Here is a 23,906-nt window from a genome sequence, read left to right as displayed (position 1 = left end):
CAAATAAAATTAGTAGATGGAAAAAGAAACCGTAAGAATAGAGGGCTTCAGTGATGCCGTATTTGCCATCGCGATCACGCTTTTGGTTTTAGATCTTCATGCGCCAGATGTTACTGTTGTAAAAAATGGTGCAGAATTATTGTCTTACCTAAAAAACGAATGGACTGCATATCTTGCATTTACGCTTTCTTTTTTCAGTATTTTTATCATGTGGGTCAATCATCACAAGATTTTTAAACAGATTTACAGCCGAAATACGGCAATCATGTTTTCAAACGGATTGATTCTTTTTTTAGTTACGGCGGTTTCTTATCCAACGGCTTTACTAGCTCGTTTTTTTGAAGGAGAAGCATCAAATATCGCTGTAGCGATTTATACTGGAATATTTGTATTAATCAACATTTCATACAATTTGCTGTGGTTTATTGCGAGTAACAATAAAAAGCTTTTACGTCCTGGAATTACTGATTTGGCCATTAAAAAAATCAGAAATAATTATTTATACGGATTTCCTACGTATTTAATCGCTTTCGGAATTTCATTTCAATATCCAGCTGCAGCATTAGCAATCAGTATGCTTTTATTGATTTATTGGGCAGTTTCTTCTGGAAAAATAAATATGATTGAAGAATAAATCAATCGAAAAAATGTTCTTTTTTAATGCCTAGCTTTTTCATTCTAGAACTCAATGTTGTAGACGGCAAACCGAGTAAAACCGCCGCGCCCTGCGGACCCGAAATTCGTCCGTTGCATTTTTTTATGACTTTTAGAATATGCTCCTTCTCTACTTCTTGAAGCGTTTTAGTATAAAATTCATTTACTAAAGCATTTGAACTAGCAATTGCAATTTCGGGAAAAATCATTTCTTTGATCTTTTCATCTTTGGCAAACAAAATGCTTCTTTCTACCATATTTTCTAGTTCGCGTACATTTCCAGGCCATGCATTAGCCATCATGCTATTGAGTACTTTTTTAGAAAAACGTTTTACGTTTCTGCCCATTTTTGCAGCATGCTTTTCTAAGAAAAAATGTCCTAAAATAGGAATATCTTCCTTACGATCGCGTAAAGCAGGAAGCTTGATAGGATAAACATTTAATCTAAAATATAAATCACTTCTAAAACGCTCGCCATAAACTTCTTTTTCAAGTGATTTATTTGTTGCAGCAATTACTCTAGCATTTACTTTTATGCTTTTATTTCCGCCAACTCGTTCTATTTCTTTTTCCTGTAATACACGAAGCAGCTTTCCCTGTAATTCTAAAGGCAACTCTCCTATTTCATCCAGAAAAATCGTGCTGTTTTCTGCTTGTTCAAATTTCCCAATTCTTTGTTCTGTAGCGCCTGTAAAAGCGCCTTTTTCATGTCCGAATAATTCGCTTTCAATCAAATTTTCAGGAATCGAAGCACAATTTACCTTAACCATTTTGTTGTTTGAAACTGACGATAAATCATGGATCGCGCTTGCTACAAGTTCTTTTCCTGTTCCAGTTTCACCAAAAATTAAAACAGTCGTATTAGAAGCTGCAACTTGCGAAATCAATTCGTAAACTTCTTTCATCTTATCACTTTTTCCAATGATTCCATGAAAACCTTCATTTTTTTCAGAAATTATATCTCTTTTTTCAGAAACATTTCTTTTCAAAATTTCTAGTTCTACAAGATTATTTTCAAATTGTTCTCTCAAACTGATATTTCTAATCGTAATAGAAAGCTGCATGGCAATTCCGCGCAAAATACGATTTGATTCTCTGCTAAAAGTTTTGGCATTTTTAAAGAAAAGAAAAAGCACATTTCGTTTTCCTTTACTGTACGGAAGACAAATTCCTATTCCGTTTTTGAAACCTTTTTTATAATTGTTTTGAATGTAATCTGGATTTTTTTGATCTGATTCTAAGTCAAAAATAACAGTATCGGCAGAATCTGTGCAACGGTCAAAAAAGTCATCATTTAAAAGATAGCTTTTAACTTCTTGATTTTTATTCGAAAAGGAATAGAAAAGTTCATACTCTGTTTCATTTTCATTGGAAGAAGCCAAAATGAAATCATCAAACTGAAAGTTTTCTTTTAATATACCGTTTACAACATCATTAAATTCTTCTTTATTTAAAGCCCGAGAAAGCGAATTACAAATAGATAAAATCAGCATTTGTTCTTTTTCTCTTTCCTGCAGTCGGTTTATCAGGATTGCAGTTTTCTCTGTAGGCTTTTCCATGTGGTATTTCTTGGCGGTTAAAAGGTAAATTTAATAAATAGCCTTTATTAAATAACTATGGATTTTCTAAATATGCCTTTTTTACTTCATAAAATTACGATATATCGTATAACACAAAAACTGAAATTCTGCAAAAAAGCCTGTATTTCAACACCTTGTAATAATCGGAATGTTATTTGGTTATAAGAAGAAAGTTCGAAAAAACTACGGCATTTTATTTCTTAATCTAGGTTAATCGATGCGCAACCATAACGGACGTAAATTTGTAAAAGAAAATCAAACAACAATTTAATATTCAAATACCATGGAAAATAAAATTTTAGGTTTACACCATATTACTGCAATCGCAGGTGACGCTAAACGCAATTTTGACTTTTATTCAAAAGTTTTAGGATTAAGATTCATCAAAAAAACAGTGAATTTTGACGATCCAGGAACATATCACTTTTACTTTGGTGACGAAGTAGGAAGCGCTGGAACTATTTTGACTTTTTTCCCTTGGGGAGAAGGAATTCAGCAAGGAAGAAAAGGTTCTGGAATGGCAACTGAAATTGGTTATTCTGTTCCAAAAGGAAGTCTTGATTTCTGGCAAAAACGTTTTGATCAATACAATGTGATTTATAATAAACCAGCTGAAAAGTTTGGTGAAAAATATTTGACTTTCTTAGATCCAGACGGATTGAAATTAGAGTTAATCGAATCAAAAACAGACGATAACAGAAAAGCTTGGGAAACTGACGAAGTAAAAGCTGACGTAGCTACAAAAGGTTTTCATAACATTACTTTGACTTTAAATAGCATTAAAGCAACTGCTGCCGTTTTAACTGAAATATTTGGTTACAAATTGATTGATCAAGATGTAAACCGTTACCGTTATGCAACTGATGCCGTTGAAAATGCTGCTATTGTTGACTTGGTAGAATTGCCAGAAGAAAAACGCGGTTTAAATGCCAACGGAACTGTACACCACGTTGCTTTCCGTGTGCAAAACGATGAAATTTTAATGAAATTCAGAGAAAAAATCGAAGAATACGGTTTGCAGATTACGCCACAAATTGACAGACAATATTTCCATTCTCTTTATTTCAGAGAACCAGGTGGAGTTTTGTTCGAAATCGCTACTGACAATCCTGGATTTACAGTAGACGAAAGCTTAGAAGAATTAGGTCAAAACTTAAAACTTCCTGCACAATACGAACCACAAAGAGCAGCTATCGAAGCTCATTTGGTTAAAATTAATTAATTTAGAAGTTTAATTTTATATTTGAAAAACGCCTTAAAAACATTTTTGAGGCGTTTTTTCTTTTTTATTAAGTTTATTATTTTCTATCAAATCCACGTTAAAACCTAAGTCTTTTGCAGTTCTAACGGTTGGATCATTAGACATATCATTCATCATTCCAACAATAGTAAGATTCTCAATTTGATTGCTTTTTAAGTATTCTAGCAAACCTGTTTCAATAAAGCTATTAGGATTATTTTTTGTGATTATCATTTCTCCTTCAATTGGTGCAACTTCATCGTATATTTCAGCTCCTTTTGTACCGGCAATAAAATGAGAAGCGTTTTTGTTTATCGAGATATGCTGAATATGAACAACTATTTTTCTTTTCTTTCTAAAAGCATCCAAAGTACGTTTTGCAATCGAAGCAACTTCATAACTTTCTTCAAACTCCATTTTGCCTTTGTAGAAGTAATCATTTTGTATTTCAATAAGCAACAATGCTGATTTAGTATATTTTCTTTTCATACGCATTACAATTACATAAGTTGTTTTTATTGAAAACTACTGGTTTCAGTTGCTCAGTTCAATCCATTTTATCTATACCATAAATCAAATATACTCCGGACCCCTCTGGAGTATGCTTATTGCCCGATTGATAATCGCATAAAATGTATTAATGGATAAACTTTACAACTTCTTGGTGAAACCAGCAGTCCAACAAAAAATAGTCCTAAAAACAAAAATTAAACTTTTCTTTGCTAAAAATTCGAGCGCGAAACTAGTCATTTGAAAGAGGTAAAAATGGCCTGTTTCTTTACCAATTACGCAATAGATAAAACATTTACAATAAAGCAAAAAACATAAACAATTATTGATCAACAAATTACAAACAAAACATTATGATCAATAAATTTTTTAATTAAAGTCAACCAAATATCATTTTACCTTTGAGAAGTGTGTTTTTACTCACAATTAATGAACGTTATTGCACATATAAATTTAATGTTGTTAAGAAAGCGTAACATAAACCACATTTTGAAAAATATTAACTACATTACCCTCTTCTAAAAAACAAATCATAATCGGTTAAATTATAAATAGTACAGATCGATTTAATTTATAACCAATATTATATGCATTTTAAAACTACTCTGCTACTTTATATATTTTTCCTTTCTTCACATTTGAGCTATTCTCAAAAAACTTTTGATGCTATTTATGCTGAAACTTATCAGGTTTTGCTCAGTTCAAATCCTAAAAAAGCTTTAAAAAATACCGATTATCTTTATACTATTGCGAAGAATAATTTGGAACGAATAAATACGCGTATGCTAAGAGCGCATATTTTATATCAATACGGAGTTCATAATGAAGCAATCGCAACTTTAAAACAAGCTGATAGTTTAGCTACAGTAGATAAAAATTATGCCGCGCAGGCCAAAATTTATGGTTTTCTTGCTTCGGTTTATCGCGAAAATGAAATCTATAACTTAGGGAAAATATATCTTAATAAGGCGGTTAACGTTAGTAAAAAAATCAAAGATAAAGGCGAAATGTATCGCTTTCAAGGAAATTTATCCCAAGAATTGGCTTGTTATGAATTGCATGATTCTAATTATGCAAAAGCAATTTTACATCTTGAAAAAGGAATTCAGCTGTTTGAAAAAGCGGCTAAAACAAGCGATAAAAATTATCAAATTGCGATTAATGATGAGCTTATTGCCCAAAATTATTTGGAGATGAACAAAACAGATTCTGCTTTATTTCATTATGAAAAAGCTGAAAAAGAACTCAAAGAATCCTTGTCTTATGATAGTCCGCTGAGAGGTTTTATTTATAACGGTTTAGGAGATGTGTATACTTCTAAAAAAGACTATAAAAAAGCTTTATCAAATTATGGAAAAGCAGAAGAAATTGCCGATAAATCAGATTATTCGGCACTAAAACAAGAGGTTTACAACTCTTTGATGGAATTTTACAAGAAAACGGACAGCAAAAAATACATTGTTTACAATGAAAAGAATCTAAAATTAAGCCAAGCAGAAAACGCAAACAAAAAAGTCATTGCAGATGAACTGATAAAATCACTTCAGCAAAGTCATTTACAAAGCCAATCGCAATACAAAAAAAACAAACTGATTATTATTGGCATCTGCATTTTTGCTGTTCTAATTACAATTGCCCTTTATATTTTTAAAAGAAAACAAGACTATAAAAAAATTAGGGCTTTTATCAATAACAATAAACCAATTGAAAGTTCTGAAGTTCAAATAGAATATAAAAAAGACACATCAAAAGAATATATGTCTGAGGCTACTGAAAATAGTATCTTAGAAAGCATTAAAGAGTTTGAAAAGTCAAATTTATTTCTCAATAAAACATTGTCTATCAATTCGGTTGCGGCAGAATTAAATGTAAATCATCGCTATTTATCTTATGTCATCAACAAACACAAATCTAAAGATTTTGCTGGATATATCAATGAATTGCGAATAAACTATATTGTGGATCGCTTAAAAAATGATCCTTCTTATTTAAAATACAAAATCAGTTATCTGGCAGATCAAACTGGCTTTGCATCGCATAGCCGATTTACAATTACATTCAAAAAAGTAACCGGAGTTTCGCCTTTAAGCTTTATCACTTACCTTCAAAATAATAAAGAAGAAGAGCTGGTTTAAGGCAAAAGCAACGAAATATCGTTGGTAATCAATTTCATTATATTTTGAACTTAGAGGCATAATTATCAATACCTTCGTATTGCCAGTTTAATTGTACTAAAGATGTTCTCTAACCAAATTAAAGTTTCTCTTTTTCTCCTTGTTTTATTTACAATTGGAGACACTTATGCATTGGCTTCTTTTAAGAGCAAAAATCAAATTGAAAATGCAGAAAAAAAACTGCCTAACCCCGAAAATGATATTTATAGCGAAGCTATTTATACTGAAAAACTGGTAATTAAAGCTGAAAAGCTATTAGATGGTTTGCCTGGAAATATCGATAAAATCAGAATTTTATTGAAATTAAGCGATTGGTATCAAGAATCATATAATAGTCCTAAAGCGTTAGAAATGGCTTTTATATATGCCGAAGACGCCCTTTCTCTCAGCAAATCTCTTCATTCCAACGTTTATGCGGGTAGATCTCTTCTTCAGCTTTCAATGCTCTATCAGTTGCGAAACGATAATACGATGATAGAAGTTTGTGCTAAAAAAGCAATAGAATTTTTATCTAAAACAAGTGAAGTAGATGATTTAGCAGAATCTTGGGTAATGGTTTGGTCAGCAAAAATGCGCACCAGAGCCCCAATGAAAGAAATATTGCATCCAATTTTCAAAGCTAAAGCCTTATTCCAAAAGTCAAAAAACAATGCAAGAATTGGTGACTGTTACAGAGAAATTAGTGAATTATATTTTTCATGTTCTGATTTTGAAAGCTCTTTATATTTTCTAAAAAAAGCAGCATTTTTTTATAAAGCTGCAAATATGAGACAGGAAGATACCTATCATTTATCAGCCAGATTGAATATCATTTACGAGACTGAAAGAAGAAACAAGGATATGATTCGCCTTAGAAATAAGACGCTTCTGCAGCAGGTTAAACTTAAAAATGAGATATTCTTACGCAATTCGATGGTCATTTTTGTGATACTACTGCTTATTATTCTTGGATTGCTTTACAAAAGTTTTATGTTTAAAAAGAAAACAAATAAAGTACTTGAAACACAGCAAAATGAAATCAATAAAAAAAATAATACGCTGCAAAATCTGGTAACCGAAAAAGAATGGCTGTTGCGGGAAATTCACCATAGAGTAAAAAATAATCTGCACATGGTTGTTGGTTTACTAGCGAGCCAAGCTGAATATTTAAAGAATGAAGAAGCCATTCAAGCCATTAATAATAGTCAGAATAGAATTCAGGCAATGACTTTAATTCATCAAAAGTTATATCAATCTGAAAATTTATCGATAATTGATATGCCTTCATACATTTTTGAACTGACTGAATATTTAAAAGATTCATTCGAAATACAAAACAATATCCGATTTATACTGGACATAGACAGCTTTAATCTCCCGTTATCTCATTCTATTCCAATTGGGCTCATTTTTAACGAAGCCGTTACGAATGCCATAAAATATGCTTTTCCAAATCATCAAAATGGCATCATTAATATCGCACTTAAAAAAAATGAACATAACGACTATATCTTAATTATTCATGATAATGGCATCGGGCTTCCACCCGATTTTGATCCTTATAACAATCCTTCTTTAGGTATAAAATTAATGCACGGCTTAGCTGCAGATATCGAAGGAAAGTTTTTAATAACGAATACAAAAGGCACCAAAATAACTTTGGAATTTACTATTAACGAAAGTAATCTTGATTAATTTAATTCTATAAAATGGCAAAACCACTAAAGATTCTCATTGTTGAAGATCAGTTTGTAGAAGCAAATCATTTGCGATTAATGCTGAAAAAAGCAGGGCATTCTATTATTGGAATGGCACGATCCGTTTCTGACGCTAAATATTACATTGCTCAAGAAAGGCCTGAATTGGTTCTTTTAGATATTTTCCTTTCGGGAAAAGAAACTGGTATTGACCTTGCCGAAATACTCAAAGAAAACAATATTCCTTTTATTTATCTTTCTGCAAATTCTAACGAAGAAGTGCTCAATAAAGCAAAATTGACACATCCGTATGGATTTTTGGTTAAACCTTTTCGTGAAAAAGATTTATTGGTTACAATTGAAATCGCCGAATACCATCAGCAACACGGAATCGAATCTTCGATTAGAAAAGAACTTTTGTTTCAAAAACAACTCAAAACAATTGTCAAAAAAAGTGGTACTTGGGACGATCGTGTTTTAAACATTATTACTTCCTTACAATCGCTCATTTCTTTTGATCTTGTAATGGCTATTTTTTATATCGATAGTAAATTATCTAATCGTGTTCTGGGATACTCAAGAACAGGTTTGCACGAATATCAAAAAATAGGAATCGAGGAATTGCAAAATATTACTGCTTTAAAAGAATCGGAAATCAATGATTTACGAAATAAAAGCAAAGTTGAAACAGACGCAACATTCTATAACGATCAGGATTTTGTGAAAATTTGCGATAAAACGCCAATAAAAAAAATGATTGCCAACTCAATGAACATGAAGTCAAATCTGATGCTTCCTGTTCCTTTATCACTTCATGAAAATGGCGGTCTCTATTTATCTTTTTTCAGCCGACAAGCTACAAATTACAATAAAAATCATCTTACGCTTTGTGAGAGACTTCAGGAACCTTTAATTTTTGCTATCGAAAATTTAATTCTTGCAGATCAAAAATTAGATCAAAAAAGTTCTCCTGTAAATCAGAAAACAGGAAAAAATACAAAAGTATCAGGATTTGAAACAATTGTTGGAAAAAGCCCAATATTACTAAAATTGTTCGATCATATCATACAAGTTGCTCCAGCAGACACAACTGTTTTAATTACAGGCGAAAGCGGAACAGGAAAGGAAAGCATTGCGAATAGCATTCGGCAATTATCGGGCAGAAAAAATGGTCCGTTTGTAAAAATAAATTGCTCTGCTTTACCGCCAAGTTTAATAGAATCTGAATTATTTGGACATGAAAAAGGTTCTTTTACAGGCGCAACAGAAAAGCGAATCGGTAAATTTGAACAAGCCCATAATGGAACGCTATTTTTAGATGAAATTGGTGATATGCCTCTGGAAATGCAGGCGAAATTACTGCGTGCAATTCAGGAAAAAGAAATTGAACGCGTGGGCGGAAGTAATTCTGTTAAAGTTAATGTCAGAATAATTGCTGCGACTAATTGCAATCTAGAAAAAGAAGTCGCAGATGGCCGTTTCAGACTTGATTTATATTATCGTTTAAATGTATTTCCAATTCAACTTCCGCCGTTACGGGAACGTAAAGAAGATATTGGACTTCTTGCCCGACATTTTATTGCTATTTATAGTGCCAAAATTGGAAAAAATGTAACTGAAATATCCGAAACGGCTTTAAAAAGTCTTTTAGCATATCAATGGCCAGGAAACATACGTGAACTCGAAAATCTTATCGAAAGAAGCATTCTTTTGGCTAAAACAGATACTATAGAACATATTCCGCTTCCATCTTTGGATGAAATTAAAATAAACAATACGTCCAATGAGTGGTATTTTAAAACCATTCAGGAAAACGAAAGAGAGCATATTATTAATGTTTTGGAAAAATGCAACGGAAGAATCAGAGGCACCGGCGGAGCATCAGAAATACTTGGCTTGCCTCCTACTACTTTAGCTTCGCGAATGCAAAAATTAGGCATAAAGAGAAATCACTTTTGATAATTTTAGATTGTAGATTGCAGATTTTAGATTGCTGATTTAGATTGGGTAACTACGAGAAAAATCTAAAATCTAAAATCTGCAATCTAAAATCTAAAATCTAAAATAAACTCCGACGATATTAAGTTGACTCTTTTTCGTTTTTTAACGAAATATAGTTTGGCACGATTTCTTAAAAACATTTAATTAACTAATAATCAATGAATTAAAAAATAGGATCGGTTTTAGGTTATAGTTTGGCATAACATTAAAACGTGTATTATGCTAACCGAAAACCCTACTACTATTCTATTTATTACTGGCGCTTTTGTCAGTAATAAATGTTGGGACGAATGGAAACTATTTTTTGAGAGCAAAGGATTTAAAACCCTCGCTCCGGCATGGCCTTACAAAGATGCTCCTGCTGCTGTTTTACGCGATCGTCATCCAGATCCGCAGATTGCTAGTTTACGATTATCTCAATTAATCGAATATTTTGAAAATATTGCTAAAAATCTGCCTCAAAAACCTATTCTCGTTGGGCACTCTATTGGCGGACTTATAGCACAAATATTACTGCAGCGCAATCTGGCAACAGCTGCAATTGCAATACATTCTGTTCCTCCTCAAGGAATAATGACGTTTAAATTTTCTTTCTTAAAAGCAGGTTGGGGACCTCTTGGCTTTTTCACTTCTACAAAGAAAACTTTCTTAATGAGTTTTCCGCAATGGCAATACGCTTTCACAAATGGAATGCCCGAAGAATGGCAAGACAAAGCTTATTGCGAATCGGCAATTCCTGAATCTAAATTAATTGTTCGCGATACGATAACTTCTGTTGCAAAAGTAGATTTTAAAGCACCACATAAACCGCTTTTGCTAATTGCAGGATCAATCGATCATACCATTCCCGAATCATTGAATTTTTCGAATTACAAAAAATACTCAGACAAAGATTCTATCACCGATTTTAAGGTTTTCCCAAATCGAAATCACTTTGTATTAAATCAGCCTGGATGGCAGGAAATTGCAGTTTACATACACGAATGGATTGCAAAACTGCCTCAGCAAAATTCATAATAACCCATTATTTAATAACCACTTCTAAAATTTTTTAATCATGAAAACAAATTTATTAAACACTACTTTTTTCAATTTTAAAACAAAAGCTGTGCAGTTTCTCACTGCCATTATTTTAATATTGACTTTAATCTCTTGCAATAAAAAAGCTGAAGAAACGCCTGTTACAGAGACAAAACCTGCTGCAACAGAAACAGCTGAAGTTGCTCCAGCAAATCCACCTGCAAATTTCAAACATGCAATAGCAACTGTAAACGGAATCAAAATTCACTACGTTATTGGCGGACAAGGAGATCCGTTAGTTTTAGTTCACGGTTTTGGGCAAAACTGGTACATGTGGAACCGACTTTTACCAGAACTTTCTAAACATTTTACTGTAATCGCACCAGATTTAAGAGGTGTGGGAGAATCAGACAAACCAGAAAGCGGTTACGACAAAAAAACGATGGCGTCTGACATTCATGAATTAGTGAATCAGCTTGGGTATAAAAAAATCAATTTGGCTGGACACGACATCGGACTTATGGTAGCTTATGCTTATGCTGCTCAATATGGTGATAATGTAACCAAAATAGCTTTGATGGACGCACTCTTACCTGGAGTTGAGCCAGTTTGGTCAAATGTAAAAGCATCTGCTTGGTGGTTTGGTTTCTTCGGATGGCCAGCTTCTGGAGATATTGTAAAAGGAAAAGAAAAAGAATTCTTAACTAATTTTTGGCCAGTTGTTGGACACGTAAAAGATCCATTTACGCCAGAAGAATCAGCTGAATTTATTAGAGCTTATGCTGTTGAAGGTGGTACAACTGCTGCTTTTAAATGGTTTGGAGCATTTGATCAAGACGGAAAAGACAATGTTATTTTCATGAAGAAAAAACTAAAAATGCCATTATTAGCTATGGGCGGAGAATATTTCGCAGCAGCTTTCCTTAAAGATCACTCAAAATTAGTTGCTGAAAATGTTACCGAATCTAAAATTGCTGGTTCAGGACATTGGTTAGTGCAAGAAAACACAGCGCAAGTACAAAAAGATTTACTAGCCTTCTTTTTGGCTAAATAAATAGCCCTTTGGGTGTAATTCATGCTTTTTATTCAACACATAGAAACATAGCTTTTATTTATAAAAAAGTTCTTAAAAAGAAACTAGTTTCTAACACATAGCCAACTATGTTTATTTTAAACAAGTGAAACGTCTTTTTTAACTTTCAAAAACTATGTCTCTATGTGTTGAAAATAATTACCCCGAACGAATTAAATAACAAAAATCATGAAAAAATTATTATTAATTCTATTGCTTTCTGCGGGCTTGTTAACTCAAGCCCAGCAAAAAGCTGATCTAATTATTTACAACGGAAAAATTGCAACGATGCAGAAACAAAACGAATTTGTTCAAGCAATTGCAATGAAAGACGGAATCATTTTAGACGTAGGAACTGAGAAAAACATTCTTTCTTCTTATAAATCTTCAACAACAAAATTAATTGATGCCAAAGGAAAAACGGTAATTCCTGGACTGAATGACAGCCACATGCACGTCATTCGTGAAGGTTTGAATTATAATTCAGAATTGCGTTGGGACGGTGTAAAAACCTTAAAACGCGCTATGGAAATGCTGAAAGAACAAGCAGCAAGAACTCCAGACGGCGTTTGGATTAAAGTTATTGGTGGCTGGAACGAATTTCAATTTGAAGAAAAAAGACAGCCTACAATTGAAGAAATCAATGCTGCTGTTCCTGATAAACCTGTATTTATCACTTATTTGTATGGAAAGGCTTTTCTAAACAAAAAAGGAATTGAAGTTTTGGGTTACAACAAAAATACTAAATATGAAGGAAGCCTTTTGGAACAAGACGCTAACGGAAATCTAACTGGTTTAATGTATGCCAAAGAAACTCCAAAAGCGATTTACATGACGATGGGATTGACTACAAAATTAAATCCTGAAGAACGAATTAATAGTTCCATTCAGTTTAATCATGAATTGAATCGTTTTGGATTGACAAGTGTCATTGACGCTGCTGGAGGAAGTCAAAACTTTCCTGCCGATTATGTTACTTCTTTGGATTTAGCCAAACAAAACAAGTTGAGTCTTCGTATTTCTTATTATTTGTTTGCACAGCAAAAAGGCAAAGAATTGCAAGATTATGAAAAATGGGTTGCAGAAACTCAAATCAATAAAAATGATAATCTGATTGTGGCAAATGGTTATGTTGAAGAAGGCGCTGGAGAAAACATTGTGGCTTCGGCTGCTGATTTTGAGAATTTCTTAGAACCAAGAATTGTTTTGTCTGATGAAATGGAAACTGATTTAGAGCCAATTATAAGGCTTTTGGCAAAAAACAGATGGCCTTTTAGACTTCATGCCACTTATGGCGAATCTATTGACAGAATGCTGAATGTTTTCGAAAAAGTAAACAAAGAAATTCCGTTTAACGGTTTGCGTTGGTTTTTTGATCACGCTGAAACTATTACACCTTCTGAATTAGAGCGTGTTAAAAAATTGGGTGGCGGTATCGCGGTTCAATTTAGAATGTATTATCAAGGCGAATTGTATAACAAATTGTATGGTGCTCCAAAAACACAACTGCCTCCAATTAAAAAGATGCTTGAATTGGGAATTCCTGTTGGAATGGGAACAGATGCAACAAGAATTTCAACTTATAATCCTTGGATGTCATTGCATTGGCTTTTGACTGGAAAAACAATTGGAGGAATGCAGTTTTGGCCAAAAGATCAGGTCTTGGATAAATTCACCGCTTTGCAATTGTACACTTCTGGAAGCGCTTGGTTTTCTGGCGAAGAAAAAGAAAAAGGAAAATTAATAAAAGGAATGTATGCCGATATGGCGATTTTATCAGATGATTATTTTGCTGCCAAAACGGATGATGTTCGAAAAATCGAATCGGTTTTGACGATTGTAAATGGCAAAATTGTTTACGCTTCCGCGGAATATAAAGCGTTAAATCCTGAAATTCCTGCAGTAATTCCAGATTGGTCGCCTGTGAAATATTTTGGAGGTTACCAAAAATAAAAACGTAACGAAATGAGAATTTCACGCAGATAATGCAGATTTGAGCAGATGTAAAAAGGATTTTATTTTATGAGATGATTCCAAAAAAGCGATTTCTCTCCCTTTAGCCCTGATCGAAGCGGCATCCTTTGCTTTTTTTCTTTAAAAAAGCAAAGATATAGCGGAGAGCAGGAACCATGAATCCAAAAATGCCAAATGTTTTGGCTTCTAATAAAAATTAAACATTGACAAAAATATTCAAAAATGAAAAATTATAAATCTATATTGATTACAGTACTTTTTGTGGTCGCATTTTTTTCGGCGCAAAATACGTATGCACAATTTCCATTGCCACCCGAAGTTCCAATTTGGGATGCGAATAAAGTGACATTGCAATTGCATAAAATCTCGGATAATGTTTATGCCGTTTCGCCATCAACAACAGAAACAGAAACTACAAAAGGGATTCCGCAAGCCACTTCTGCGGGATTTATTGTGGGCGAAAAAGGCGTTTTATTAATCGAAACCATGTTGAGCAAAAGATTATACGATCAATTATATAAATTGATTCGTTCTGTTACGCCAAAACCAATTATTTATGCCGTAAACACAAGTGATCACGGCGATCATTGTTTTGGGAATTATTTGCTTCCTAAGGAAACTATTTTGATACAAAATGAATTTTGCAAAGAAAACCTTTCTAAGAATTACGAAGGAATCAAAAGTTTTATGATCATGCTTTTTGGAAAAGATCGCGGGATCGAACAAAGTGTATATCGTCCCGCAGATCTTACAATTGCAGTAAATCAAAGCATAAAATTGGATTTGGGAGGAAATAAAATTGTAGAAATCATTAATGTCGGAACAGCTCAATCTCCAGCCGATTTGTTTGTTTTTTTGAAAGATTCGGACAAAAATGTTTTGTGGGCAGGAAATCCGTTTATTGCTGAAAGTCCGACGATTCCTTGGTTATTTGATGGTTATTTTCTGGAGCCTGTTCGCAATCTTCAAAAAATCTATGACATGATTGGAGATAATGATGTTGTTGTTCCTGGTCACGGCCGAATTACCAATAAAAATGGAATCAAATACACTATTGATTATGTAAATGCTTTGAAGAAGAATGTTGAAGATGCGGTGAAAAAAGGCGAAACTTTAGAACAGGTAAAAGCATCTGTAACGATGAAGGAATTTGATAAGGGATATGTACTTTTTAACTGGCTGCATTACAATTTCAATATTCCAAACGCTTATAACGATATTAAGAAAAACAGTTTAGGCAAATAAGCCATGAAAAAAATCATTCTATTATTTCTTATTTGTATACAACTTCATTCACAGTCTTATCCAGATTTTAAACCGTTGCGATTTGACGAAAATTATGAGGTTTTACAAAAAGATACCGTTAAAAAAAACTGGTACAAAACCATGAAATATCTGCCTCTCTCCTCTTCGGGGGAAACTTATCTGAGTTTTGGAGGAGAAGTCAGGTATCAATATTTCTATGCCAAAAATGAAAAATGGGGAGATGATCCTCAAGATCCTGATGGCTACATTTTAAACCGATTTTTGCTTCACGCCGATTTTCATTCGAGTAAATATTTCCGAGCTTTTATTCAGCTTCAAAGCAGTAATGCAAATGGAAGAATCGATCCGAGTCCAGTTGATAGCAATCCGCTTGAAGTACATCAGGGATTTGTTGATATTAATGTGATTTCAGAAAAAAATAAACAGTTGATTTTTCGAGCTGGAAGGCAGGAATTAAGTTATGGATCACAGCGTTTGGTTGCCGTTCGGGACGGACCAAATAATCGCCAGTCATTTGACGCAGCAAAAGCAATTTTTGGTTACCATAATTTTCGTTCTGATTTATTCTACAGCCATTATGTAGTGGCTCAAGATGGCATTTTTGATGATTATTCGAATAAAAAAAGACAATTCTGGGGAAGTTATTTTGTACTCAATAAAATTCCGGCAATCAAGAATATTGATCTTTATTATTTAGGTTATGAAAGAGCAAATGCCAATTTTGATGATGCTAGCGGAAAAGAATTACGTCATTCTGTTGGAACACGCATTTGGGGAAAATATGACGAATGGCGCTACGATGCCGAAGCTGTTTATCAGTTTGGAGATATTGATTCTAAAGACATAAAAGCTTGGACGGTTTCTTTGAATACTGGATATCAATTTACATCAGTTGTTTTAAAACCTGAATTTGGATTTAAAGTGGAGTTAATCAGCGGAGATAAAACCAATGGTGATAATGCCTTAAATACTTTTAATCCGTTGTTTCCAAGAGGCGCTTACTTTGGACTGGCTTCTGTTATTGGCCCATCAAATCTTGTTGATTTTCATCCATCTTTAAGCTTAGAATTGGCAAAAAATATCGATTGGGTTATTGATTATGATATGTTTTGGAGATATAGCAGCGAAGACGGAATTTATGGTCCGAATACGATTATGATTTATCCAGGAAATGCAACCGATGCTAAAGAAATTGGAAAGCAGTTAGAAAGTGAAATTATATACACTCCTAATCAATATTTATATTTCCGTGTTGAGGCAACTTGGTTTAAAGCTGGGGATTTTTTAAAAGCTGCTGGAACTGGAAAAAATATGTTTTTTACAGGCGTTACGATGCAGCTTAAATTTTAAGTTGTTTTATTGGCGGATTTCTTAACACATAGAAACATAGACTTTTGCATTTTAGTAAAGAATATTGAAAGAAACTAGTTTCTAACACATAGCTATGTGTTAGAAACTAAGTGAAACGCCTTTTTCGAAAAAGCATAACTATGTTTCTATGTGTAAAAAACTTACAGCTAAAGAAAATGATAATTTCTAAATATCAAAAAATGACAACAAGAAGAAATTTTATAAAAATGGCGGGTTTAACAGGCGCTGCAGTAATTACAAATCCTGTTGATACATTTTCAAACTCTATAAAACAAGAAAAAATGGATGCTGAGACACAAAATAAATGGTTAGACGGATCAAGATTGGTGGTTTCGGTTTCTATGCAATTTGAAGCTGGCGGACAGCCTGAAAATGCAGAAAGTCCATTTCCTCAAAACATGCAGAAAGGTTATCGTGATTTCCCTGCTGAAACTTGGTATCAATATGGTTATAAAGAGGGAATTCCGAGAATGCTGGACAATTGGGACAAACATGGAATAAAAGTTACTTCGCACATGGTTGGTTCTGCAGTTTTAAAAAATCCTGCGCTTGCTAAAGAAATTGTACAGCGCGGACATGAAGCTGCTGCGCATGGCATGAACTGGAGTTCAGAATATGCGATGTCTTACGACGAAGAAAAAAAGTTTATAAAAGACGGCGTTGATGCCATAAAAAATGTAACTGGTTTTACCGCTGTTGGATATAACGCTAATTGGCTCAGACGTGGTGAAAACACAATCAAAATTCTGCAAGAACTAGGTTTTATCTATCATATAGATGATTTAAGCCGAGATGAACCTTTTATAATTCAAGCGAATAAAAAGGATTTTGTGGTTGTTCCATACACCATTCGATGTAATGATATTGTTTTAATTGAAGGAAAAAACTTTTCATCTGACCAATTCTTCAATCAAGTAAAAGCCGAATTTGACCAGCTTTATGCGGAAAGCGAATTTAAACGCCGACAAATGTCTATTAGCTTTCATGACAGAATTGGGGGAACTCCGCAAATGGTTAAAACTGTTTCAGAATTAATCAATTATATGAAAAAACACAATGGCGTAACTTTTAAAAGAAAAGATGAAATTGCAAAAATGACTCTTGAAGATAAAACGTCAATTCGTGAGTTTTAAAATTTTAATTAAGCTTTAAAAGTCTATATTTTTAAAGCTTAATTAATAATGTTTAGTCTTTCCTTATATTTGGATAAACTAAATCTCCTAAAGTTTCTCAGAAATGAGCAAAATCAGCACTTACTCACTCGAACATCATAAAAGTCTGTTTACCAATATAAACGACCAAAAAGATTATTTCTATGTCCAGATTGAGGATCATCCGTATATTGATATTCCGTATCGTGCTGAAAGTTATGCGATAGAATTTCTCAAAAAGGGAAGCATTGTAATGCAGACGCGACTGGATAAAATTGTTATTGAAGCACCTGCAATTCTAGCGCTTGGTCCAAATGTAATTAGAAGTTTTACGAAAAACAGTGAAGAGATTTTAATGGATATTATCTTTTTCAAACCTGATTTTTTTCTGGAAAATCAAGCCAATATCTTCTTTCTTTCGCAATATGATTTTTTCGAAAACAGTGATTTACATGTATTTTCTTTAGAGAAAAATACAAAGCCAAAATTTGAACAGCTTTTTTCTTTAATTCAGGAAACGTTAAGTGCAGATCATTTTCATCAAGCTTCCATTCTGAGAAGTTATTTGTACATTTTGATATTCGAATTGGATTCAATCAAACAAAATCTTCCGAATAAAGAAATTCAAAATCCTTTGTTTGAAAAATTTAAAGAACTTTTGGTAAAAGATTTTATAAAACATCGCTCGCCATCTTATTATGCAGATAATTTGAATGTTACCAGAAAATATCTTTCGGAAGTAATAAAAAACAACAGCGGCAAAACAACCCGCGAATGGATTGATGAAATGGTAATTTTGGAAGCCAAAGTTTTACTTCAAAATAAATCTTTAACTATTAGTCAGATTAGCGATACTTTACACTTTTCGAACCAATCTGTTTTTGGAAAATTCTTTAAAAACTACACTGGATTTTCTCCGTTAGATTTTAGAAATCATCCATAAATAAAACCGCCTTTCTGACCAACATTTCAGACTTCTGTCCCTTTATTCTTTAAACAAATAAATAGAGTTTTGCTTTTGATAATTCAAATCTAAAAACATGTCAAAAGCAGCACAATTTGTCGTCATTATAATGGATACCGCAACTTGGATGGAAAATCAGGCGAAAAAATTCTATTCCAATTTATTTTCATCCGAAGCAATTGGAGAAAAATATGTTTCTGAAACACTTTCTATTTCAGAACTTTTTAAAGTGCAAAATGATTTTAATATTGAAGTTTTAATGGTTCATGAAAATGAAATTCCATCTTCTTTTCTCCAATTAAATTCTTCTCGAATTTTTAATGAAAAGATTGAAGCTTCAAAACCAATTTGCATTAACCACATCGTTTATTTTAATACTGAAGAAATTCAAGTACTTTTTAATCGTACGGAAGTAATTGCCAAACAAAGAAAACACGATTTGGTTTGGGTAAAACTCTTTGAATCTGATGCTATTTTGAAAGAGACTTTACTTTCTATGAATTATTCATTTTTTGATTTTGAAGAAAACGCAACAGAAAATCTTCCTGAAAAACAGATTTTTCTAAAAAAGGAAATCATTTAAAATTTGGTGAGACGTTAACAAGACCGAAATATAGTTTTGAAAAAGCTGTCTAGAATTTAGACAGCTTTTTTTATAATCGTTTCATCAGATAATTCTTTTTGGGAGCAATAAATTATCTTTAAAAATGTTTTCTAAACACTTTTAAATCCCTTAGTTTTACTCCTCCAAACATTCCTAAACATGAAAAAAGTAATTTTCTTACTTTTACTAATTTTCTTTACCACAACCACTTTTAGCCAAAATGAAACCAATAAACTTAAGCTTCAGAAAGATAGATTGATGCTGCATAATGTGGCTATTTATCTTCGCAATGTTAATCAAGGTTCTATAGATATTGACAGCGCGATGATTTTAGCTTGCAAAGCTCACAAGTTACCTTACACACTTGCCAACGATGAAGGTTTTAACGACGGATCAAACTTTCCGGGAAATAATTTAATTACCAATAATTATGCTCGCGGAGCAGAATTGTTATTGCCAAGACTAAATACAATCGATCAAATTAAACTGTCATTGCAAATTGGGAGTTTTTATCTTTTTAAAGCTGGTGCAAAAAAAAATGATCTGGAAAATGCGCTTTTGTATATTAATAAAGCTCAAAAACTGGCAGAAAAATCCCAAATTCAAAAATGGTTATTTCAATCTAAATCTCTTCTAGCAAAATATTATTATCAAGCAGGCAAACAGCAATTGAGCAGTACTATTTTTTCGCAATTAGTCAATGCGGCGAGAAAAACAAAAAACGATAAATTACTAGCCGAAGCCATTGATAACAGAGGCACTTTTATGCCAAATAGTAATAAGGAAAAAGCGGTTATTCTATCCGAAGCTTTGGCTATTTATAAAAAAACAGGCAACAAGGAAAAGGAAATTGAAACCTATATGAAAATAATTCCTGTGCATTTTTGGACAGGCGACATGAAATTGGCTAAAGAAGAACTTCTGACAAGTCTTAGTCTTCAGAAAAAAATAGGTTTTCTATATACGCAGTATACTGAAACGGCCATTTCATATATCGAATTATTCCATAACAATTATAAAGATGCACTTTATTATGCCTTGGAAAGTGTTAGCTCAATGGAAAGAACAAAAGATTATGCTTTTGCAGATAGCTTTTATATACGCTTAGGTAATGTTTATAACAACACAGGCTATTATGACGATGCTATTAAATTTTACCAGAAAGGAATTGAGTATAATCAAAGGGAACTTAATGCGGGAACTTGGTATAAAAGCTTTTTTGGAGCTTTACGATCGCTAATGGATGCTTCTAAATATACCGAAGCTTTACAATATCTAGAAAATACTTCCAAAAAATATCCGCCAAAAAACGATTTGGATAATATGATCCTAAATCAGCTTAAGGCTTGCTGTTATGACCAATTAGGAAGGCTAAAAGAAGCTGAGGCCTGTTATGAAAAAGTTGATTTTTATGCTAAAAAATTAAATTCAGCAGAAACACTCAAAGATGTCGCGACTTGTTCTTCAATTATGGCGCTGTTTTATATCAAAATTAACAAACCTCAAAAAGCAGAAGAAATTACCAATCGTATTCTTGCTATCCCTCATAACACAGAAGGTTTTAGCCGTCATGTTTTAGAACTTACCCTATATAAAATTGATTCCCTTAAAGGAAATTATCTTTCTGCGATCGAACACATGAAAAGCTATAACCGAATTCAGGATTCGATGAACAACATTAGTAAGAATCGGGATTATGAAAATTTAAAATTCAAATTTGAGACTAATGCCAAAGAATTAAATATAAAATCTTTAAAACAGCAGACCAAACTTCAAAAAAACGAACTGCATTCGTCCAGACTTCTAAACACAATTTCTACCAGCAGTTTATTTTTATTGCTGATAATCATTATTTTATTATACAACAGGGCAAAAATTAAACAGCGCAATACTAGCCGACTAGAATTAAAAGAAAAAGAAATCAAGCTCAAAAATGTAAAATTAGAACGTTTGCTTGAAGAAAAAGAATGGCTTTTGAAAGAAATTCATCATCGTGTAAAAAACAATCTTCAAACTGTAATTAGTCTGCTGAACTCTCAGTCTTCTTATTTAAAAGATGATTTGGCAATTTCTACAATAAAAAACAGTCAAAACAGAATTTATGCGATGTCACTAATCCATCAAAGATTGTATCGTGAAGACAATGTTTCTATGATTGATATGCCTGAATATTGCAACGAATTGGTCGAATATCTAAAAGAGTCTTTCAATGCAGAATACATTCATTTTGAAGTAAAAATTGATCCGATCGAATTAGATATTTCGCAAGCAATTGCATTAGGATTAATTATCAACGAAGTCATTACCAATTCAATAAAATACGCTTTTAAGGATAACGCAAACTGCATTATTAATCTATCACTGTCTGAGATTTCAGAAAACTGCTATAAGCTTCTTATTTCTGATAACGGAATTGGCATATTGGATATCACAGAACTGCAAAATAGTGATTCATTCGGAATGACGCTTATCAACGGTTTAAGCAATACTCTTGAGGGAGATTTATTTATTGAAAATGAAAATGGCGTTAGTTTTCAGTTAATATTTAAAAGGATTTTAGATAAAGATTAAAATACTGAAAAGGAATCTCGTAAAGACGTGGAGTCGCTAAGTTTTTTTGCTATGATTTTTTGCCACGAAGACGCTAAGACGCTAAGTTTTTAAAAGAATAAAGGAATTAAAAAAGGATATGTTATAAACGTTGCGATAAAACTTTAATTAAAAAAACTTCGCGCCCTAGCGCCTTTGTGGCAAAACAAAAAATCTTAGAGCCTTAGCAACTTTCTTATCTATCCATCCACTGTTTAAAGAAAGGCGTTTTTTCACGACTAATTATCACCTCTCGTTCAGGATCAAGTTTTAATTGGATTTTAAGTTTTGCGTTGAAGTAATTCGCAATAGCTTTGATGCTTTCTGCACGAATGAAAAACTGGCGATTAGCACGAAAAAAGATATTCGGATCTAATTCCTGCTCCAGTTCTTCCATAGTATGTGGAATAGAGACCATTACACCAGATTTAAGAAACAAATTACTGGTTTTGAATTCTGAATATATAAAGTCGATATCGGAAACATCTATACTTTTATAACCGTCGCGATAGGTTACTAAAAAGCGCATTCTAAACACAGGTTTTTCAATCAGTTCTTTTAGAATTCCAGCAATATTGGTAACGCTAGTTTCATTTTTATTTAAAGAGTTGAATTTGGTTAAAGCAAACTCCAATTCGTTTTTTTCGATAGGTTTCATCAAATAATCGATGCTGTTCACTTTAAAGGCACGAATCGCATATTCATCATAAGCTGTGGTAAAAATTACAGGACAAGTGATGTTGATTTCATCAAAAATAGCAAAACTCAATCCGTCTGCTAAACGAATGTCCATTGTAATTAAATCGGGAGTTGGATTCGATTTCAGCCATGCAACTGTATCCACAACAGTGTCAATAATGCCTAAAATTTCACAGTTGGGTTCTAGTTCTTCCAGCAATCTTTTCAATCGGCTGGCGTTGATGCTTTCATCTTCTACAATTAAAATTTTCATAACTCTTAAATTAATGGCAGACGTACTTCATAATAGCCGTTTGATTCACTGAAAGTTGGCATTCTCTGAGATAAAATTTTATAGCGGAATTCAATGTTTTTATTTCCAATTCCTGTTGAAGCCAAACTTTTCCCCGCAGTTCTCTGCAAGTTATTTCGAACAATAATATCGCCAGAATCAGAAAAAACAGTAATAGTAAGCGGATTAGCCAAAGTTGCCATGTTGTGTTTTACAGCATTTTCTACCAATAACTGCAAGGTTAATGGTGGTAAATGAAGTGCAAACGAAGCAGCATCAACTTCAATATTCAAATCAATTTTGTCTCCGAGTCTTTTCTTTAGTAAATAAAAATAGGCATTCAGGAATTCGATTTCCTCTTTTACCGTAATGGTATCTTTATTTGAATTTGAAATCATGTAACGATATACTCTCGTTATATTTTCTAAAAACGAAGCCGCTTCTTTCTGATCTTCATAAATCAATTCGGTCAAAGTGCTGAAATTATTGAACACAAAATGCGGATCTAATTGCATTTTTAAAGATTCTAATTTTGAACGTGTAACTGCTTCCTGAAGTTCTGAAGCTTTAACTTTTAATTCAGCCGTTTCGATTGCATTTAAACGCCATCTGTTCAGCAAAAATATTCCAGTATGAATGGCACTTATGAACAGCGAAATAATGGCTGCCATAATTTTTGACTGCCAAATGGTAACTAAGTCATTTTCTTGTAAAGCGGTACATGGATATAAATAATCCCAAAGACAAGAGAAAAAATAATTAAGAAGAATGTTTCCAGCAATAAGACAAATAAATTGTGCGATTGCCCGAAAAGCTGGATTTTGTTCCCAGCGAATATAATTATTTAATTTTCGACCAACAAACAAGGTCAGTTCTGTAAGTATGGCGCAATACAATAAAATAATGAAGATATCGAAGGTTTGATCTAAATCGAGCAAACCTTCTTCTTCAAAATTTCTATACGGATTCAGAAAATAATAAGATGAAAGATAAACCAGAAAAACGGCTGGAATTACTATAACCCTGTAGTATTTATAGAAAAAATTCTTGCCCGATTTTTTATTCTTATTCTTTCCCTTCATTTATTCCC

At 32.9% G+C, this 23,906-nt stretch carries 18 protein-coding genes; 14 read left to right on the top strand and 4 right to left on the bottom strand.

Translation table 11 applies throughout. The features are described 5' to 3' along the window. The first annotated feature begins 16 nt into the window (after positions 1 to 16). A complete protein-coding gene (locus V6624_RS14680) occupies positions 17 to 634 on the top strand; it encodes a TMEM175 family protein (RefSeq protein ID WP_111290622.1) in 618 nt (205 codons plus the stop codon). Position 635: 1 nt separating this feature from the next. On the opposite strand, the gene V6624_RS14675 is transcribed toward V6624_RS14680, so the two are convergent. Further along, entirely contained in the window at positions 636 to 2,213 is a 1,578-nt protein-coding gene (locus V6624_RS14675) for a sigma-54-dependent Fis family transcriptional regulator (protein ID WP_338839083.1), read from the bottom strand. A 304-nt stretch (positions 2,214 to 2,517) separates the two neighbouring features. Between V6624_RS14675 and V6624_RS14670 the strand changes: the two genes are divergently transcribed. After that, positions 2,518 to 3,456, top strand: a complete 939-nt coding sequence (locus V6624_RS14670) for a ring-cleaving dioxygenase (RefSeq protein WP_111290618.1) — start codon at positions 2,518 to 2,520, stop codon at positions 3,454 to 3,456. Between the two features lie 33 nt (positions 3,457 to 3,489). Here V6624_RS14670 and V6624_RS14665 read toward each other — a convergent pair whose 3' ends face one another. Further along, a complete protein-coding gene (locus tag V6624_RS14665; RefSeq protein ID WP_162615027.1) occupies positions 3,490 to 3,963 on the bottom strand; it encodes an isochorismatase family protein in 474 nt (157 codons plus the stop codon). Positions 3,964 to 4,571: 608 nt separating this feature from the next. On the opposite strand from V6624_RS14665, the gene V6624_RS14660 reads away from it, so the two are divergent. The 12 genes from V6624_RS14660 (at position 4,572) to V6624_RS14605 (ending at position 21,828) form a co-directional block, all read left to right on the top strand. Beyond that, positions 4,572 to 6,119, top strand: a complete 1,548-nt coding sequence (locus V6624_RS14660; RefSeq protein WP_338839080.1) for a tetratricopeptide repeat protein — start codon at positions 4,572 to 4,574, stop codon at positions 6,117 to 6,119. Positions 6,120 to 6,221: 102 nt separating this feature from the next. Beyond that, entirely contained in the window at positions 6,222 to 7,832 is a 1,611-nt protein-coding gene (locus tag V6624_RS14655) for a sensor histidine kinase (protein ID WP_338839078.1), read from the top strand. Positions 7,833 to 7,846: 14 nt separating this feature from the next. Next, complete coding sequence (locus tag V6624_RS14650; protein ID WP_338839077.1) at positions 7,847 to 9,793, top strand: sigma 54-interacting response regulator; 1,947 nt, start codon at positions 7,847 to 7,849, stop codon at positions 9,791 to 9,793. Between the two features lie 261 nt (positions 9,794 to 10,054). Next, positions 10,055 to 10,852 (top strand): alpha/beta hydrolase, encoded by a 798-nt coding sequence (locus V6624_RS14645; protein ID WP_111290608.1) that lies wholly within the window; start codon positions 10,055 to 10,057, stop codon positions 10,850 to 10,852. Positions 10,853 to 10,892: 40 nt separating this feature from the next. Then, positions 10,893 to 11,909, top strand: a complete 1,017-nt coding sequence (locus V6624_RS14640; RefSeq protein WP_111290606.1) for an alpha/beta fold hydrolase — start codon at positions 10,893 to 10,895, stop codon at positions 11,907 to 11,909. Between the two features lie 207 nt (positions 11,910 to 12,116). After that, positions 12,117 to 13,880, top strand: a complete 1,764-nt coding sequence (locus V6624_RS14635) for an amidohydrolase (protein WP_338839075.1) — start codon at positions 12,117 to 12,119, stop codon at positions 13,878 to 13,880. A 243-nt stretch (positions 13,881 to 14,123) separates the two neighbouring features. Next, a complete protein-coding gene (locus tag V6624_RS14630) occupies positions 14,124 to 15,146 on the top strand; it encodes an MBL fold metallo-hydrolase (protein WP_111290602.1) in 1,023 nt (340 codons plus the stop codon). 3 nt (positions 15,147 to 15,149) lie between these two features. Further along, positions 15,150 to 16,517, top strand: a complete 1,368-nt coding sequence (locus V6624_RS14625; RefSeq protein ID WP_111290601.1) for an alginate export family protein — start codon at positions 15,150 to 15,152, stop codon at positions 16,515 to 16,517. Positions 16,518 to 16,717: 200 nt separating this feature from the next. Continuing rightward, entirely contained in the window at positions 16,718 to 17,671 is a 954-nt protein-coding gene (locus tag V6624_RS14620) for a polysaccharide deacetylase family protein (RefSeq protein ID WP_111291196.1), read from the top strand. A 103-nt stretch (positions 17,672 to 17,774) separates the two neighbouring features. Then, entirely contained in the window at positions 17,775 to 18,632 is an 858-nt protein-coding gene (locus tag V6624_RS14615; RefSeq protein ID WP_111290599.1) for a helix-turn-helix domain-containing protein, read from the top strand. A gap of 97 nt (positions 18,633 to 18,729) precedes the next feature. Then, positions 18,730 to 19,236 carry a hypothetical protein gene (locus tag V6624_RS14610; RefSeq protein WP_111290597.1) on the top strand — a complete coding sequence of 169 codons (507 nt, stop codon included), beginning with the start codon at positions 18,730 to 18,732 and terminating at the stop codon, positions 19,234 to 19,236. Positions 19,237 to 19,416: 180 nt separating this feature from the next. After that, complete coding sequence (locus tag V6624_RS14605) at positions 19,417 to 21,828, top strand: sensor histidine kinase (protein ID WP_111290595.1); 2,412 nt, start codon at positions 19,417 to 19,419, stop codon at positions 21,826 to 21,828. Positions 21,829 to 22,042: 214 nt separating this feature from the next. On the opposite strand, the gene V6624_RS14600 is transcribed toward V6624_RS14605, so the two are convergent. Then, positions 22,043 to 22,798, bottom strand: a complete 756-nt coding sequence (locus V6624_RS14600) for a LytR/AlgR family response regulator transcription factor (RefSeq protein WP_111290593.1) — start codon at positions 22,796 to 22,798, stop codon at positions 22,043 to 22,045. A gap of 5 nt (positions 22,799 to 22,803) precedes the next feature. Then, a complete protein-coding gene (locus V6624_RS14595; protein WP_111290591.1) occupies positions 22,804 to 23,898 on the bottom strand; it encodes a sensor histidine kinase in 1,095 nt (364 codons plus the stop codon). Between the last annotated feature and the right edge of the window lie 8 nt (positions 23,899 to 23,906).

Origin of the sequence: Flavobacterium ginsenosidimutans, assembly GCF_037478105.1 — a bacterium.
GTDB lineage: Bacteria > Bacteroidota > Bacteroidia > Flavobacteriales > Flavobacteriaceae > Flavobacterium > Flavobacterium ginsenosidimutans.
Note: the sequence above shows the minus strand (reverse complement) of the source record. Positions and strands in the feature narration are given on the sequence as shown.